Source organism: Pannonibacter indicus, assembly GCF_001418225.1.
Taxonomy (GTDB): Bacteria; Pseudomonadota; Alphaproteobacteria; order Rhizobiales; family Stappiaceae; genus Pannonibacter; species Pannonibacter indicus.
This window is the reverse complement of the sequence record NZ_LIPT01000013.1, coordinates 15,591-31,541: the sequence shown is the minus strand read 5'-3', so window position 1 is coordinate 31,541 and position 15,951 is coordinate 15,591. Positions and strand designations below refer to the sequence as shown.

The following is a 15,951-nucleotide window of genomic DNA, read 5'->3' as shown; positions in this document are numbered from 1 at the left end:
TTTCGCAAGAATGTCGCGTTCTGTTTTCAAGACAGAAAGGCCCCGGACCTGCCGGGGCCCCGCTGAGGGTCACTCAGACCAGCATGCTCATCGGGTTCTCGATGTAGCCCTTGAAGGCGCCGAGAAGTTCCGCGCCCAGAGCGCCGTCCACGCAGCGGTGGTCGGTGGAGAGCGTTACCGTCATGACGGTGGCCACAGCCAGCGCGCCATTCTTGACGACCGGACGCTGCTCGCCCGCGCCGACCGCCAGAATGGTGGCATGCGGCGGGTTGACCACGGCCGAGAAGCTTTTCACGCCCATCATGCCCATGTTGGACACGGCGGTGGTGCCGCCCTGGTACTCTTCCGGCTTCAGCTTGCGGTCCTTGGCGCGCTGGCCCAGGTCCTTCATCTCGTTGGAGATGGTGGACAGGGCCTTCTGCTCGGCGCTGCGGATGATCGGGGTGATCAGGCCGCCCGGGATCGACACAGCGACGCCGACATCGGCGTGCTTGTGCTTGACCATGGCATCGTCCGTCCAGGAGACGTTCGCATCCGGCACATCGCGCAGGGCCAGGGCCATGGCCTTGATGACCATGTCATTGACCGAGAGCTTGTAGGCAGGCTTGCCGTCCTTGGACTTCGGAGCCGCGTCGTTGAGCTGGGTGCGCAGGGCCAGGAGCGCGTCGAGTTCGCAGTCCACCGACACATAGAAGTGCGGGATCGTCTGCTTGGACTCGGTGAGACGCTTGGCGATGGTCTTACGCATGCCGTCGTGCGGCACCAGTTCGTAGGAACCTTCGGCGAAAAGCTTGAGCACCTGGTCCTTCGAGGGACCGGCGGGCGCAGCAGCAGCGGCCTTAGGAGCCTCGGCAGGAGCTGCGGCGGCAGCAGCCGGAGCTGCCTTGCCGGTGCCGGACTTCAGCGCAGCTTCAATGTCGCGCTGGACAATACGGCCATGCGGGCCGGAGCCTGCGATCGCCTTGAGGTCCAGACCGTTCTGCGACGCCAGACGGCGGGCGAGCGGCGAGGCGAAAATGCGGGCGCCAGATGCACTGACCGGAGCCGGACCGGCGGATGCCGGTGCAGCAGCGGCCGGAGCCGGAGCAGCTTCAGCCTTGGCCGGAGCGGCTTCCGCCTTGGCGGGCGCAGCAGCAGGCGCTGCCGAGACAGCCGAAGCATCCTCATCTTCACCGGCGAGCACGGCGATCAGGCTGTTGACCTTGACGCCCTGCGTTCCGGCGGCGACCACGATCTTGGCGACCGTGCCCTCGTCCACGGCTTCCACTTCCATGGTCGCCTTGTCGGTTTCGATCTCGGCGATCACGTCGCCTGGAGAAACCTTGTCACCTTCCTTCACCAGCCACTTGGCCAGGTTGCCCTCTTCCATGGTGGGAGAGAGGGCCGGCATTGTGATGTTGATCGGCATTGCGGCCTCCCTCGCCTCAGTCCCTGTAGGTGACAGCCTTCACGGCGTCGATGACTTCCTTGACAGACGGCAGGGCCAGCTTTTCAAGGTTTGCGGCATAGGGCATCGGAACGTCCTTGCCGGTCACGCGCAGGATCGGGGCATCGAGGAAGTCGAAGGCCTTTTCCTGAACCTGATAGCCGATTTCCGAGGAAACCGAGCAGACCGGGAAGGCTTCTTCCACCGTGACGCAGCGGCCCGTCTTGCGGACGGAGGCGAGCACCGTGTCGATGTCGAGCGGACGGATGGTACGCAGGTTCACGACTTCCGCCGAGATGCCCATGGCTGCCAGTTCGTCGACAGCCTTCATGACATAGGTCATGCCGATGCCCCAGGAGACGATGGTCACGTCCGTGCCCGCGCGCTCGATCTTCGCCTTGCCGATCGGCAGGACGAAATCATCAACCTTCGGAACCTCGAAGGACTGGCCGTAGAGGATCTCGTTTTCGAGGAAGATGACCGGGTTCGGGTCGCGGATGGCCGCCTTCAGCAGGCCCTTGGCATCTGCAGCCGACCAGGGCTGGATGACCTTGAGGCCCGGAATGTGGGCGTACCAGGAGGCATAGTCCTGGCTGTGCTGTGCACCCACGCGGGCCGCAGCGCCATTCGGTCCGCGGAAAACGATCGGAGCGCCAAGCTGGCCGCCGGACATGTAGAGCGTCTTGGCAGCGGAGTTGATGATGTGGTCAATCGCCTGCATGGCGAAGTTGAACGTCATGAACTCGACGATGGGCTTCAGGCCCGTCATGGCAGCGCCCGTGGCAAGACCGGCAAAGCCGTGCTCGGTAATCGGCGTGTCGATAACGCGCTTGGCACCGAACTCGTCCAGAAGACCCTGAGTGATCTTGTAGGCGCCCTGGTACTCGGCAACTTCCTCACCCATGATGAAGATGTCGCCGTCGCGGCGCATTTCCTCGGCCATGGCATCACGCAGTGCTTCGCGCACGGTCATGGTCACCATTTCGGTGCCGGCCGGAGCGTCGCTGTCAGCAGTGCCGGACGTGACGGGCTGGGCAGGAGCCGGAGCAGCGGCAGCCGGAGCGGCAGCAACAGGCGCAGCAGCTGCGGCCGGAGCCGGTGCCGCAGCCGGAGCCGAAGCGCTGGCATCAATCGCAGAGGCATCTTCGCCTTCCGCGAGGAGAACGGCGATCTTCGTGTTGACCTTGACGTTCTCGGTGCCCTCGGCGACCAGGATCTTGCCCATGGTGCCTTCGTCCACGGCTTCCACTTCCATGGTTGCCTTGTCGGTCTCGATTTCGGCGATCACGTCGCCAGACTTCACGCTGTCGCCCTCGGCCTTGAGCCACTTGGACAGCTTGCCCTCTTCCATGGTCGGCGAGAGAGCCGGCATCAGAATATCGATCGGCATGTATTCCCCCGGCCTTAAAGCAGAATGTCGGTGTAGAGCTCGGACGCATCCGGCTCCGGATCGTTCTGCGCAAACTCTGCTGCTTCGGCAACAATGGCGCGCACGTCCTTGTCGATGCCCTTGAGATCGTCCTCGGTGGCCCAGCCGCTCTCGAGCAGACGCGAACGGACCTGCTCGATCGGGTCATGCTCGCCGCGCATGCGGTCGACTTCTTCCTTGGAGCGGTACTTCGCCGGGTCGGACATGGAGTGACCACGGTAGCGGTAGGTCAACATTTCCAGAATGAACGGGCCATTGCCTTCGCGGCACCAGGCGAGCGCCCGGTCGGAGGCTGCCTTTACGGCACGCACATCCATGCCGTCCACCTGTTCGCCCGGGATGCCGAAGGAGGCGCCGCGCTGGGAGAGGTCGGTGTTGGCCGAAGCGCGATTCACGCTCGTGCCCATGCCGTATTTGTTGTTCTCGATCACATACACGACCGGCAGCTTCCACAGCTGGGCCATGTTGAAGCTCTCGTAGACCTGGCCCTGGTTGGACGCACCGTCCCCAAAGAAGGCCATCGCAACATTGCCATTGCCACGGTACTTGTTTGCAAAGCCAAGGCCGGTGCCGAGCGCGACCTGCGCGCCGACGATGCCGTGACCGCCGTAGAAGTGCTTCTCCTTGGAGAACATGTGCATGGAGCCGCCCTTGCCCTTCGACAGGCCGCCACGGCGGCCTGTCAGCTCAGCCATGACACCCTTGGGATCAAGGTCCATGGCCAGCATGTGGCCGTGGTCGCGGTAACCGGTGATCATCTGGTCACCGTCCACCTTGGCCATCTGCATGCCGACGACGACAGCTTCCTGACCGATGTAAAGATGGCAGAAACCGCCGATGAGGCCCATGCCATAAAGCTGGCCAGCCTTTTCCTCGAAACGGCGGATCAGGAGCATTTCACGGTAAGCGTGAAGCTCTTCTTCCTTCGTGAATTTTGCGATGGCGGCAGCAGCGTTGCCCGCACCACCCTGACCGGAGGCGCCCTTCGCGCGTGCACCGGCGGAAGATTGTTTTGTAGCGGCCATGTCCCTCGTCTCTGCGTGGCGTTTCCCCTAGACAGCAAGCGGAAGGTAACCGCTTGCCGTTGTCAATCCAAGAGGTTGAATGCAGCGCGGTAACACTGCCCAACCAACTGAAATGATTTGACTTTTATAACTTAACTTGATTTTGGTTATTTCGGCAATATAAACCGTTTTCCGGTTATTTCGCCGCAACGGAACGGCCGCGCATGATAATCAGCTCATCTGCCTGCACGACGTTAAGGATGACGCGGGCGCGCTCATCCACCATATCCGGATCAAGGCTTTCCGGGCGCAGCAGCGCCACGCGGGTTGCCAGATGCTCGCGCACCGACTTGATTTCCGCCAGTTCTGCCTCAAGCTGGGCCACCTGACGGTCCAGACGCGCGCGCCCAGCCATGCCGAATTCGCCATTCACCGCATGAAAGGCAAAATAACCAAGCACAGCAGCCGATGCGACCGGGATAACGAGACTGCCGAGAAAGGATTTTTTGCGCTGACGGGTGGTTGCGGGCACTTGCCGACCTACTGGACACGTGGGGTCTGAAACTTCTCGCAGTGTGCCGGGACTCGCTTAACAGAGTCTTGCGCAATTGTGGCGGCTGTCCGGAAATTTGTTGCTGCGGCGGGGTTTGCACAACAGCCTGGAAGGAGCGCAGAGGGCAGGATGGGAGAAGGCGTGCGCCCTGCCCCCGCTCTGCGCTGCTCAATTCTGTTCGGCCCCCCCCGATCCTCCCGCCTCAAGCCGCCGCCTTGCCGCCTCCGGCCAGCTTTGCCAGCTTGGACATGATGACAGCCGTGCCCTTCAGCCGGTCTTCCGCCCGCTCCCAGTCGCGTGACAGCACCACCTTCTGATCCGGGCGGATCTTGGCCAGAACGCCCTGCTCCGCGATGTAGCCGACAAGCCCTGCCGGATTGGCAAACTCGCTGTTGCGGAAGGAAATGACGATCCCCTTCGGCCCCGAATCCACCTTCTCCACATTGGCCTTGCGGCACAGGCCCTTGATGAAGACGATCTTCAGCAGGTGCTGCACTTCTTCCGGCAGCGGGCCGAAGCGGTCGATCATCTCCGCGCCAAAGGCATCGATTTCCTGCGCTTCCGTCAGATCGGCGAGACGCCGGTAGAGCGACAGGCGCAGGTTGAGATCTGGCACATAGTCTTCCGGGATGAGCACCGGCGTGCCCACATTGATCTGCGGCGACCACTGGTCTTCACCAAGCTCGTTCCCGCCATCCTTCAGCTGCGCCACCGCTTCTTCCAGCATCTGCTGGTAGAGCTCATAGCCCACTTCCTTGATGTGGCCGGATTGCTCTTCGCCCAGAAGATTGCCCGCACCGCGAATGTCGAGGTCGTGGCTCGCCAGCTGGAAGCCGGCACCGAGGTTTTCCAGCGATTGCAGCACCTTGAGGCGGCGCTCCGCCGTCGCCGTCAGCTTGCCGGCGGCAGGCACGGTGAAGAGCGCATAGGCGCGGGTCTTGGAGCGGCCGACGCGGCCCCGGATCTGGTAAAGCTGGGCAAGGCCGAACATGTCGGCCCGGTGCACGATCAGCGTGTTGGCGGTGGGGATGTCCAGGCCCGATTCCACGATGGTGGTGGACAGAAGCACGTCATACTTGCCCTCGTAGAAGGCATTCATCACGTCTTCCAGCTGCCCCGCCGCCATCTGGCCATGGGCGATGGCCACCTTCACCTCCGGCACGCTTTCGGCGAGGAACTCCGCCCGTTCCGCAAGGTCGGACACGCGCGGGCAGACATAGAAGCTCTGGCCGCCGCGGTAATGCTCGCGCAGCAGCGCCTCGCGCACGACCAGCGGATCCAGCGGCGAGATGAAGGTGCGCACGGCAAGGCGATCGACCGGCGGCGTTGCGATCAGCGACAGTTCGCGCAGGCCCGTCAGCGCCTGCTGCAGCGTGCGCGGAATGGGCGTGGCCGAAAGCGTCAGCACATGCACGTCCGATTTCAGTTCCTTCAGCCGCTCCTTGTGCTTAACGCCAAAATGCTGCTCCTCGTCGATGATGAGAAGACCGAGATCGCGGAACTTCACGCCGGTGCCGAGCAGCGCATGGGTGCCGACGACGATATCGACCGATCCATCCTCCAGGCCCTTTTTCACCGCCGAAAGCTCCTTCGGGCTAACGAGGCGCGAGGCATGGGCGACATTGACCGGCAACCCATGGAAGCGCGTCGAGAAGGTGCGGAAATGCTGGCGGGCAAGCAGCGTGGTTGGCACCACGACCGCTACCTGACGGCCGGACATGGCCGCAACAAAGGCCGCACGCAGGGCCACTTCCGTCTTGCCGAAACCCACGTCGCCGCAGACCAGCCGGTCCATCGGGCGGCCCGAGGACAGATCCTCGAACACCGCGTCGATGGCGGTCAGCTGGTCTTCCGTCTCGTCATAGGGGAAACGGGTGGCGAACTCGTCATAGACGCCTTCCGGCGTCTCAATCACAGGCGCGGTCTTGAGGGCGCGGGCAGCGGCGGTCTTGATCAGCCCGTCGGCAATCTCAAGGATGCGCTTCTTCATGCGCGCCTTGCGCGCCTGCCAGGCGCCGCCGCCCAGCTTGTCGAGCTGCACATCGGTCTCTTCCGAGCCGTAGCGCGTCAGAAGCTCGATGTTTTCGACCGGCAGATAGAGCTTGTCGCCGCCGTGATATTGCAGTTCAAGGCAGTCATGCGGCGCGCCAAGCGCCTCGATGGTCTTGAGGCCGATGAAGCGGCCGATACCGTGGTCCACGTGGACGACGAGATCGCCTTCCGACAGGCTGGTGGCCTCGGTGAGGACATTGGCGCCCTTGGCCTTGCGCCGCCCCTTGCGCACCAGCCGGTCGCCGAGAATGTCCTGCTCGGAGATGAAGACCAGCCGGTCCACCTCGAAGCCGGTTTCAAGGCCGAGAAGGCTCAGCGCCACCGTGCGCGGCGGCAGGGCCTGCATATTGGCAAAGGTATCGGCGGGCGCTGCCAGCTCCAGCCCGTGGTCGAACAGGATCTGCCCCAGCCGGTCGCGCGAGCCTTCGCTCCAGCAGCACAGGACGACCTTGCGCTCTTCGGCCACCAGCGCCCGCACATGGCGCACCAGCGCATCGAAGATGTTCACGTCGCCAGCGGCACGCTCTGCGGCGAAGTTGCGGCCCTGACGCCCGGCGAAATCCACCACCTGACGGCCAGAGCCAGGCGGTGGCGTGAACACATCCATCTGGCAGCTGGCGGCATCGGCGAGGCGCGAGGTCCATTCCTCAGGTTCCAGATAGAGCCCGCCGGTTTCCACCGGCATATAAGGCACGGCCCCGGCCAGATGGCCGTTGTCGAGCGCCTCCTTGCGGGCGGCGTAATGCTCGGCCACCTGATTCAGCCGCTCGCGCAGCGCATCCGGCGCGCGGGAATCGAGAACGAGCGGCACGCCCTCCACATAGTCGAACAGCGTTTCCAGCGTTTCGTGGAACAGCGGCAGCCAATGCTCCATGCCAGCGTAGCGGCGGCCCTCGCTGACCGACTGGTAGAGAATATCCTCGCGCCGCGCCGCGCCGAAGCGGCCAATGTAGTTGCGGCGGAAACGGGAGATCGCCTCTTCCGTCAGCACCACCTCGCTCATCGGCACCAGATCGAGCTTCTTCACCGGCGCGGTGGTGCGCTGGCTCTCCGGATCAAAGGCACGCACGGTCTCCAGCGTATCGCCGAAGAAGTCGAGGCGGACAGGGGCCTCCGCGCCGGGCGCGAAGAGATCGAGAATGCCGCCGCGCACCGCGTATTCGCCGGTCTCGCGCACGGTCGGCGTGCGGGAAAAGCCGTTCAGCTCCAGCCAGGCGGCGATGGAGGTGAGATCTGCGCGCGTGCCTGCGCTCAAGGAGAAGGTCTGGCCCGCCACCCAGCTGCGCTCCGGCAGCCGCTGCACGGCGGCATTGACAGTGGTGACCAGCACCTTGCGGCCGGAGCCTTGCAAGCCCCGCGCCAGTTCGCCCAGCACCAGCAAGCGACGCGCGCTGATGGCCGGGTTCGGGGACACACGGTCATAGGGCAGACAGTCCCAGGCAGGCAGCGACAGGGCTTCCACATCGGGGGCAAAGAAGCTCAGCGCCTCGATGAGCCCTTGTGCCCGCGTGGCATCACGGGCGACGAAGACGGCGCAAAGCCCCTGCTTCGGCCCCTCGTCCAGAATGCGTGCAAGCGCCAGCGCCTCGGCCCCATCCGGCACGCTGGCCAGCGTGATGTTGCCCTTGTCGCGGAGAAGGCTCTCGAACACGGTTCTTATCCCTGAAATGCTGTGCGGCGCGCAAAGGCGCTTTTGCGGACTGGCGATCCGTCCGGATCAGGCGGTGCGGCTGGACTTGATGTTGTGGAAGGCGAGAATGCGTCGGTAGAGCGGGCGGTCCCATTCTGCCGGAACAGGCTTGCTGCCGGTGATCCAGGCGAAGAGGTCCTGATCATTGACGTTGATCAGTTCTTCCATCTCGTCCAGTTCGGCTGCCGTCAGCTTGTCGAGTTCGGACTGGGCAAAGCCGCCGAACAGAAGGTCCATTTCCTTCATGCCCCGGTGCCAGGTGCGGAACAGGATGCGCTTCTTGCGGTAGGTCAGGGCATCATCCTGTGCTGCAGCCATATCTGCACTTGTGCCGCTCATCATGTCTCTCCGCGTTGCCGGGCTCATGCCGTCCTGACGCCTGCAGCCGGAGCGCGGAGTTTCCGCGTCCGGCGCAAACGGGACAGCTCATCGTCCGAGCTATATAGCGCCGCAAACCGGCTCTGTCAGGTCAAGGTTTTGGGCTGCATGTCCTGAAGGTTCAAGAGGTTTCATTGCCCTTGCCGCCAGACCATGCCAAAACGCGGCATCGGTCTTGCGGATTCCTGTGCCATGCGTCCCTCTCTTCTCGATCCCCTGTTTGCTCCGGTTTCGGTGCTGCCCGGCATCGGGCCGAAGATCGCCAAGCTGCTGGATGGGCTGACAGGCAGCACGCCGGGGCGTGAGGCCAGCGTTCTCGATCTGCTGTTCCACCTGCCGCACGGCGTGATCGACCGCCGACGACGGCCGGGAATCGCACATACGGAGAATGGCGGGATCGCAACGCTGGACGTGGTGGTGGAGCGGCACCTACCCTCGCCGCGCCACGGCAAGGCGCCCTATCGCATCATCGCCAGAGATCCGACCGGCGAGATTGCGCTTGTCTTTTTCCACGCCCACAGGGACTGGCTGGAAAAGGCCCTGCCCGTGGGCGGGCGGCGGATCATCTCCGGCAAGGTAGAATGGTTCAACGAACGCCCGCAGATGGTGCATCCGGATTATGTGCTGACGCCCGAAGAGGCCGGCACCATGCCGGATGTGGAGCCGGTCTATCCGATGACCGCAGGCCTTGCCTCGCGCACCTTGCTGAAGGCCATTGCCGCCGGGCTTGGCCGCCTGCCGGTGATGCCGGACTGGCTCGACCCGGAATTTGCCGCGCGCAAGGGCTGGCCGGATTTCGACGAGGCGCTGGCCCGGCTGCACCGGCCGGAAAAGGCGGGCGATCTTGGCCCCGAATCCCCATTCCGCACCCGCCTTGCCTATGACGAATATCTCGCCAACCAGCTGGCACTGGCTCTGGTGCGCGCCACCATGCGCAAGCTGGATGGTGCCCCGCGCATCGCAAATGGCGCGCTGAAGGCGAAGATCCTCGCCGCCCTGCCCTTCACGCTCACCGAAGGCCAGACTCAGGCCGTTGCCGAGATCGAGGCGGATCTGGCGAGCCCCCACCGCATGCTGCGGCTGGTGCAGGGTGACGTGGGCGCGGGCAAGACCATCGTTGCCCTGCTGGCCATGGCAGCCGTGATTGAATCCGGCGCCCAAGCGGCGATGATGGCGCCGACCGAAATCCTCGCCCGCCAGCATTTCGCTTCCATGGCCCCGCTGTGCGAAGCCGCAGGCATCCGCATTGCCTTGCTGACCGGCCGTGACAGCGCCCGAACGCGGCGCGAGACGCAGGCCGGATTGCTGGACGGCAGCATTGATCTTGTCGTCGGCACTCATGCGCTGTTTCAGGGCTCGGTCGAGTTCCAGAACCTTGGCATTGCCGTGGTGGACGAACAGCACCGCTTCGGCGTGCATCAGCGGCTGGCGCTCTCCTCCAAGGGCAAGGGCGTCGATGTGCTGGTGATGACGGCAACGCCCATCCCGCGCACGCTGGTGCTGACCTATTTCGGCGACATGGACGTCTCCCGCCTCATCGGCAAGCCGGCCGGGCGCAAGCCCATCACCACCGTCTCCGTATCGCTGGAGCGCATGGGCGAGATGGTGGCGCGCATCAAGGCGGCGGTGGCCGAGGGGCAGAAGGTCTATTGGGTCTGCCCGCTGGTGGAGGAATCCGAAAAGGTTGACCTTGCCGCCGTCGAGGACCGGCACCGGCACCTGTCGCAGGAACTGAAGATGCCCGTCGCGCTCGTCCATGGCCGCATGAGTGCGGAAGAGAAGGACGCGGCCATGACCGCCTTCAAGGAAGGCCAGGCCCGCGTTCTCGTTGCCACAACCGTGATCGAGGTGGGCGTCGATGTGCCCGATGCGACGATCATGGTGATCGAACATGCCGAGCGCTTCGGCCTTGCCCAGCTGCATCAGCTGCGCGGCCGTGTCGGGCGCGGCGACAGGCCGTCCTCCTGCGTATTGCTCTACAAGGGGCCGCTGGGCGAAACCTCCGCCGCCCGCCTTGCCGTCATGCGCGAGACGAATGACGGCTTCCTCATCGCCGAGGAAGACCTGCGCCTGCGCGGTGAAGGCGAAATCCTCGGCACCCGGCAGTCCGGCGCTCCCGGCTTCCGCCTTGCGGGCGAAGAGGCGCGGCCGGACCTCATGGAAACCGCTCGCGACGACGCCCGCCTGATCCTCGAAACCGATCCGGAGCTGAAAGGCCCGCGCGGTCAGGCCCTGCGCACGCTGCTCTATCTCTTCTCCCGCGACGAGGCGATCCGCCTTCTGCGGGCCGGGTGAGCTTCACGGGCGGAAACCCTGCCAAGGCAGGCCAGTCTCTCAGCCCTTCGCCTGCGGGGTGCCGCCCGGCAAAGCCTCTGCGATTTTCGGATGCTCCGGTGAAATCAGGCCCGCAGAGATGATCAGCTTTGCAGCTTCCTCGACCGTCATGGACAGTTCGATCACATCCTTGCGCGGCAAATAGAGCAGATAGCCGGAGGTCGGGTTGGGCGTCGTCGGCAGGAACACGGCCATATGCCCGCCGCCGTCCTCTGTCTCCGGCAGCTTCTGCGCCACCTCGCCCTTGGCGGAGGTCGCGACAAAAACTATGGCATAGGTGCCCTTCCGGGGGTACTCGATCAGGGCGGCCTTCTTGAAACTGCCCCCTTTTTCATCAAGTACAGTCTCAAAAATCTGCTTCAAGCCCTTGTAAAGACTACGAACAAGTGGCATCGTCGCGACGATGCGCTCGCCAAAATTAATGAGTGTCCGGCCAAGGAAGTTGGCCGCCAGAAAGCCCGTGAGAGACAAGGCCGAAAAGGCCACGATCAGACCGAAGCCCGGCACGGCAAAGGGCAGATAGTTATCCGGATTATAGGCCGGCGGAAGCGCGGGCTTCACCAGGGCATCGACCCACTGGATGAAAGACCATGTCAGCCAGAGGGTGATGCCCACCGGCCCTGCAATGACGAGTCCTGCCAGAAACGAGTTGCGCAGTCTTGCGCCAAAGCCTGTTCGCGTCCGGTGCGGCACATCATGCGCCGCTGTTTCCTGGCTGGATGGCTCTTCCATCGATATCCTCTCGCTTCACTTGCCGGGAAATCAGCCTTCCCTATTTGGCTAGAGGGGCGTAAACCGGATTGCAGAGTTCCGGATTTCAGCTCCAGGCCCGCCCATCATGCGGTGCATCATAAGGCAAAAACGGACACCGGAGAGATGATTTGCGGCGTGCAGCATACCGGATAGCAGGAATTTTATGTGTGATCCTCGGAGTGATCGGCGCCATCCTGCCGGTCATGCCGGGCACCATCTTCTTCATTCTCGCTGCCGCCATGTTCGCCAAGTCCTCTCCGGAGCTTGAGGCGCGCATTCTGGCCCATCCGTCCATCGGTCCGCAGGTTATCGCCTGGCGCAAGCACGGCGTCATCCCGCCGCGCGCCAAACTCTATGCCACGGGCGGCATGGCTTTCGGATATGGCATGTTCTGGCTCGGCGCCCATCCCGGCTGGCCGCTGGCCCTCGGCGTTCTGGCCTTCATGGGCGCCTGCGCCGCCTATGTTCTGTCGCGGCCCTCCTATCCGCGCAGCTGAAGTTATCTAAATTTACGCTTTAATTTTTCTCCGCAAACAATTGATTTATAAATCAATCATCCTTGATTAGCCGCTTGCCCAGCTCCACCACATCGTCGGGGACATAGCCTAGCTGCCGGTAGAGGCCGGTTACCTCTTCATTGCCGGAGCGCACCAGAAGATTGATCTTCGGGCAGCCGCGGGCGAGCAGCAGCGCTTCACCATGTTCCATCAGCAGCCTGGCATAGCCCTTGCCGCGATGGGCCGGATGAACACTGAGATAATTCACCGAGCCCCGGTGCCCGTCATAGCCGAACATGGCGCTGCCGATGATGGCATTGCCCAGACGCAGCACGATGAAGCCCCAGGGACTGTCCGCGACCTTGCGGTCGATGTCCTTATCCGGATCGTTCCAGGGCCGTGTCAGGCCGCACTCTCCCCAGAGGGTGACCACGCGGTGGCGGTCATCCTCGGTGAAGGTATCGATAACGGGCTTGGGGCTCGTGATCATTCCACCGTCACCGACTTGGCAAGGTTGCGCGGCTGGTCCACATCCGTGCCCATGAACACCGCCACATGATAGGCGATCATCTGCGTCGGAATGGCGTAGATGATCGGCGCAACGATGCCGGACAGTTCGGGCATCACCACCTGGTCATTGGCCGCAAGGCCGGAGGCTGCAGCGCCCTTTTCGTCGGTGATGAGCAGGATCTTGCCGCCGCGCGCCGCCACTTCCTGCATGTTGGAAACGGTCTTCTCATAGAGGGCGTCATGCGGGGCGATGACGATCACCGGCATGTTTTCGTCAATGAGCGCGATCGGGCCATGCTTCAGCTCGCCGGCGGCATAGCCTTCGGCATGAATGTAGGACAGTTCCTTGAGCTTCAGCGCCCCTTCCAGTGCCAGCGGGAAGCTGGTGCTGCGGCCGAGATAGAGCACGTCCGATGCCCGGGACAGGGCCGGAGCCAGCTTCTCGATGCGCGGCTCAAGGCCGAGTGCCTGCACGGCGAGCCCCGGCGCTTCGGCAAGCGCGCCGACCAGTTCGGCCTCTTCTGCTTCGGTTATGAAGCCGCGCTGACGGCCTGCGGTGACCGCGAGCGCCGCCAGAACCGCCAGCTGGCAGGTAAAGGCCTTGGTGGAAGCAACACCGATCTCCGGGCCTGCGACGGTCGGGAACACCACATCGGCCTCACGGGCGATGGTGGATTCCGGCACGTTGACAATGGCGCCGATGGTCAGGCCTTCCTGCTTGCAATAGCGCAGCGAGGCAAGCGTATCCGCCGTTTCGCCGGACTGGGAGATGAACAGCGCCATCTCGCCCTTCGACACGGGCAGCTCGCGGTAGCGGAATTCGGACGCAACGTCGATTTCCACCGGCAGGCGGGCGTATTTCTCGAACCAGTACTTGCCGATGAGGCCGGCATAATAGGCCGTGCCGCAGGCGGACATGACGATGCGGGTCAGCTTGCTGAAGTCCACCGATGTGCCCTCCGGCAGGCGCACCTTGCGGGCGCTCAGGTCCAGATAGCGCGACAGGGTGTGGCCGATGACTTCCGGCTGCTCGTGGATTTCCTTGGCCATGAAGTGGCGGTAATTGCCCTTGTCGATCATGGCAGCGCCGACGGCCGACTTGCTTTCCGGGCGCGTGACGGGCATATTCTGGCGGTCAAAAATGGCCAGGCTGTCACGGCTGAGCACGACCCAGTCGCCTTCTTCCAGATAGGTGATCCGGTCCGTGAAAGGCGCCAGCGCGATGGCGTCGGACCCCAGAAACATCTCGCCTTCCCCGTGGCCAACGGCCAGCGGCGAGCCGCGTCTTGCACCGATCAGAAGGTTCTCTTCGCCCTCGAACAGGAAGGCGAGCGCGAAGGCACCGCGCAGGCGCGGCAGCACGGCGGCCACGGCCTCCTTCGGGGCAAGCCCTTCATCCATCGCGGCATTGACCAGCAGCGCCACCACTTCCGTGTCCGTATCGGTCACCGGGTGATAGTCCTTGGCCACCGCCTCGGCCCGCAGTTCCTGATAGTTCTCGATGATGCCGTTATGCACGACGGCAACCCCACCGCTCTGATGCGGGTGGGCGTTGGAAACGGTCGGCGCGCCATGGGTGGCCCAACGGGTGTGGCCGATGCCGATGACGCCCGGCAGCGGTGTCTTTTCCAGTACAGCTTCCAGATTGCGCAGCTTGCCTTCCGCGCGGCGGCGGGTGACGATGCCGTTCTCCAGCGTGGCAATGCCGGCCGAGTCGTAGCCCCGGTACTCAAGACGCTTCAGCGCATCCACGAGGCGCGGTGCAACGCCGCTCAGGCTGACGATACCGATGATGCCGCACATGAAAATGAATCCCTTTGAAACGATCTGACCCGCCTCTGTTAGACGAGACGGGCCAGTTTGTTGAAATCAAACCCTGTTTCAGACAATGACAGGCAGCAATCCGTCAGCTCTTCTTTGCGGCCTTGGCGGCTGCAAAGCGGGCACGCAACTCTTTCGCACGGCCTTCCTTCACGGTCTGGCGGGTCCGTCCGATGACAAGGGCCTCATCCGGAACCTCTTCCGTCACCGTGCTGCCGGCCGCCACATAGGCGCCCGAGCCGATCTTTACCGGCGCGACGAGCGTCGAATTGGAGCCGATGAAGCTGCCCGCTCCAATCTCCGTCCGGTGCTTGCCGAAACCGTCATAGTTGCAGGTGATGGTACCTGCGCCGATGTTGGTCTTTGCCCCCACCACGGCATCGCCGATGTAGGTGAGGTGATTGACCTTGGCACCTTCGCCGATCTTGCCGTTCTTCACCTCGACGAAGTTGCCGATATGGGTATCGCGGGCCAGTTCCGCACCGGGGCGCAGACGGGCATAGGGGCCAACCGTGGCATCCGCTCCGACCGTTGCCCCTTCCAGATGACTGAAGGCCCGGATCCGGGTTCCGGAGCCAACATGCACGCCAGGCCCGAAAACCACATTGGGCTCCACCAGAACATCCGGCTCCAGCACAGTGTCATGGGAGAAGAACACAGTGGCGGGAGCCTGCAGCGTGACGCCGCGCTCCAGTGCGGCACGGCGCATTCTGTTCTGGAAAATCTCTTCACATTCAGCAAGTTGGACGCGGTTGTTGATACCGCGTGCATCATCTTCGCTGGTGGTGGCCGCAACCACTTTCAGCCCGCGCGCATTGGCGATTTCCACAGCGTCAGTCAGATAATACTCGCCCTTGGCATTATCGTTGCCGATCGCAGACAGCAGGTCGGCCGCAACAGCCCCCTGAAAGCCCATGATGCCAGAATTTGAGAAAGTTATCTTTCTTTCCTCTGGACTTGCATCTTTTTCCTCACGTATCGCGAGAAGCTGATCTCCTTGCATCAACAGGCGGCCATAACCAAAGGGATTGGCCGCTTCGAAGCCCAGAACCGCCACATCCGCTCCCTCCGCCAGAGCGGCCCGCACGCGGGCAATGGTATCCCTGGTTACCAGTGGCGTATCGCCAAAGAGCACCAGCACGTCATCGGCCGCAGGCGTCAAGGCGCTTCGGGCAGCGAGCGCCGCATGGGCCGTTCCGAGCCGTTCGGTCTGCTCGTGGCAGCTCGCGCCGGGCGACAGCTTTGCAACAAGGGCTTCCAGCGCCGGCATGTCCGGCCCGACAACAACGGCGACGCGATTGCCTTCGCCGCTCACGGCTTTCAGCACATGGCCGATCAACGGCAGATTGCCGATCTCGTGCATCACCTTCGGCAAGCTGGACTGCATGCGTGTTCCAAGGCCTGCGGCCAGGATGATTGAAAGGAGGCTGCGGTTGGACATGGGATCTTTCTGCCGGTCTTGCTGATGGGCACAGGCCACCCGCGCACCGCCGCAGGCCTTCTG

12 protein-coding genes are annotated in these 15,951 nt (G+C 63.5%); 2 read left to right on the top strand and 10 right to left on the bottom strand.

The genetic code is table 11. The features are described from left to right. Positions 1–73: 73 nt before the first annotated feature. The 6 genes from ASC48_RS15765 to ASC48_RS15740 form a co-directional block, all read right to left on the bottom strand. The gene (locus tag ASC48_RS15765; RefSeq protein WP_055456684.1) at positions 74–1,408 is read right to left on the bottom strand and encodes a pyruvate dehydrogenase complex dihydrolipoamide acetyltransferase; all 1,335 of its coding nucleotides are present in this window, start codon (positions 1,406–1,408) and stop codon (positions 74–76) included. Positions 1,409–1,424: 16 nt separating this feature from the next. Beyond that, positions 1,425–2,816 (bottom strand): pyruvate dehydrogenase complex E1 component subunit beta, encoded by a 1,392-nt coding sequence (locus tag ASC48_RS15760; protein WP_055456683.1) that lies wholly within the window; start codon positions 2,814–2,816, stop codon positions 1,425–1,427. Between the two features lie 14 nt (positions 2,817–2,830). After that, positions 2,831–3,880, bottom strand: a complete 1,050-nt coding sequence (pdhA, locus tag ASC48_RS15755) for a pyruvate dehydrogenase (acetyl-transferring) E1 component subunit alpha (protein WP_055456682.1) — start codon at positions 3,878–3,880, stop codon at positions 2,831–2,833. Positions 3,881–4,055: 175 nt separating this feature from the next. Next, positions 4,056–4,391, bottom strand: coding sequence for an FtsB family cell division protein (locus tag ASC48_RS15750; protein ID WP_072242667.1), 336 nt, complete (start codon positions 4,389–4,391; stop codon positions 4,056–4,058). Positions 4,392–4,614: 223 nt separating this feature from the next. Beyond that, positions 4,615–8,115: a transcription-repair coupling factor gene (mfd, locus tag ASC48_RS15745; protein ID WP_055456681.1), complete on the bottom strand. Its 3,501-nt coding sequence runs from the start codon at positions 8,113–8,115 to the stop codon at positions 4,615–4,617. Between the two features lie 66 nt (positions 8,116–8,181). Continuing rightward, positions 8,182–8,493 carry an FAD assembly factor SdhE gene (locus tag ASC48_RS15740; RefSeq protein WP_055456727.1) on the bottom strand — a complete coding sequence of 104 codons (312 nt, stop codon included), beginning with the start codon at positions 8,491–8,493 and terminating at the stop codon, positions 8,182–8,184. Positions 8,494–8,724: 231 nt separating this feature from the next. Between ASC48_RS15740 and recG the strand changes: the two genes are divergently transcribed. Continuing rightward, on the top strand, positions 8,725–10,827 hold the full coding sequence (gene recG / locus ASC48_RS15735) for an ATP-dependent DNA helicase RecG (protein WP_055456726.1): 2,103 nt from the start codon (positions 8,725–8,727) through the stop codon (positions 10,825–10,827). A 39-nt stretch (positions 10,828–10,866) separates the two neighbouring features. Here the strand turns inward: recG and ASC48_RS15730 are convergent, their stop codons facing one another. Then, positions 10,867–11,598, bottom strand: a complete 732-nt coding sequence (locus ASC48_RS15730) for a DUF502 domain-containing protein (protein ID WP_055456680.1) — start codon at positions 11,596–11,598, stop codon at positions 10,867–10,869. 149 nt (positions 11,599–11,747) lie between these two features. Here ASC48_RS15730 and ASC48_RS15725 point away from each other — a divergent pair, with 149 nt between their 5' ends. Beyond that, positions 11,748–12,116, top strand: a complete 369-nt coding sequence (locus tag ASC48_RS15725) for a YbaN family protein (protein WP_072242665.1) — start codon at positions 11,748–11,750, stop codon at positions 12,114–12,116. 52 nt (positions 12,117–12,168) lie between these two features. Here ASC48_RS15725 and ASC48_RS15720 read toward each other — a convergent pair whose 3' ends face one another. The 3 genes from ASC48_RS15720 to glmU form a co-directional block, all read right to left on the bottom strand. Further along, positions 12,169–12,606, bottom strand: coding sequence for a GNAT family acetyltransferase (locus ASC48_RS15720; RefSeq protein WP_055456678.1), 438 nt, complete (start codon positions 12,604–12,606; stop codon positions 12,169–12,171). Further along, positions 12,603–14,429 carry a glutamine--fructose-6-phosphate transaminase (isomerizing) gene (gene glmS / locus ASC48_RS15715; protein WP_055456677.1) on the bottom strand — a complete coding sequence of 609 codons (1,827 nt, stop codon included), beginning with the start codon at positions 14,427–14,429 and terminating at the stop codon, positions 12,603–12,605. Before glmS ends, ASC48_RS15720 begins: the two co-directional genes overlap by 4 nt. Before the next feature lie 103 nt (positions 14,430–14,532). Next, a complete protein-coding gene (gene glmU, locus ASC48_RS15710) occupies positions 14,533–15,888 on the bottom strand; it encodes a bifunctional UDP-N-acetylglucosamine diphosphorylase/glucosamine-1-phosphate N-acetyltransferase GlmU (protein ID WP_055456676.1) in 1,356 nt (451 codons plus the stop codon). Positions 15,889–15,951 lie beyond the last annotated feature (63 nt).

Coding starts and splice junctions, on each gene's coding strand:
- ASC48_RS15765 (WP_055456684.1), bottom strand. CDS start 1,408: ATGCCGATCAACATCACAATGCCGGCCCTCTCTCCCACCATGGAAGAG.
- ASC48_RS15760 (WP_055456683.1), bottom strand. CDS start 2,816: ATGCCGATCGATATTCTGATGCCGGCTCTCTCGCCGACCATGGAAGAG.
- pdhA (WP_055456682.1), bottom strand. CDS start 3,880: ATGGCCGCTACAAAACAATCTTCCGCCGGTGCACGCGCGAAGGGCGCC.
- ASC48_RS15740 (WP_055456727.1), bottom strand. CDS start 8,493: ATGAGCGGCACAAGTGCAGATATGGCTGCAGCACAGGATGATGCCCTG.
- recG (WP_055456726.1), top strand. CDS start 8,725: ATGCGTCCCTCTCTTCTCGATCCCCTGTTTGCTCCGGTTTCGGTGCTG.
- ASC48_RS15730 (WP_055456680.1), bottom strand. CDS start 11,598: ATGGAAGAGCCATCCAGCCAGGAAACAGCGGCGCATGATGTGCCGCAC.
- ASC48_RS15720 (WP_055456678.1), bottom strand. CDS start 12,606: ATGATCACGAGCCCCAAGCCCGTTATCGATACCTTCACCGAGGATGAC.
- glmS (WP_055456677.1), bottom strand. CDS start 14,429: ATGTGCGGCATCATCGGTATCGTCAGCCTGAGCGGCGTTGCACCGCGC.
- glmU (WP_055456676.1), bottom strand. CDS start 15,888: ATGTCCAACCGCAGCCTCCTTTCAATCATCCTGGCCGCAGGCCTTGGA.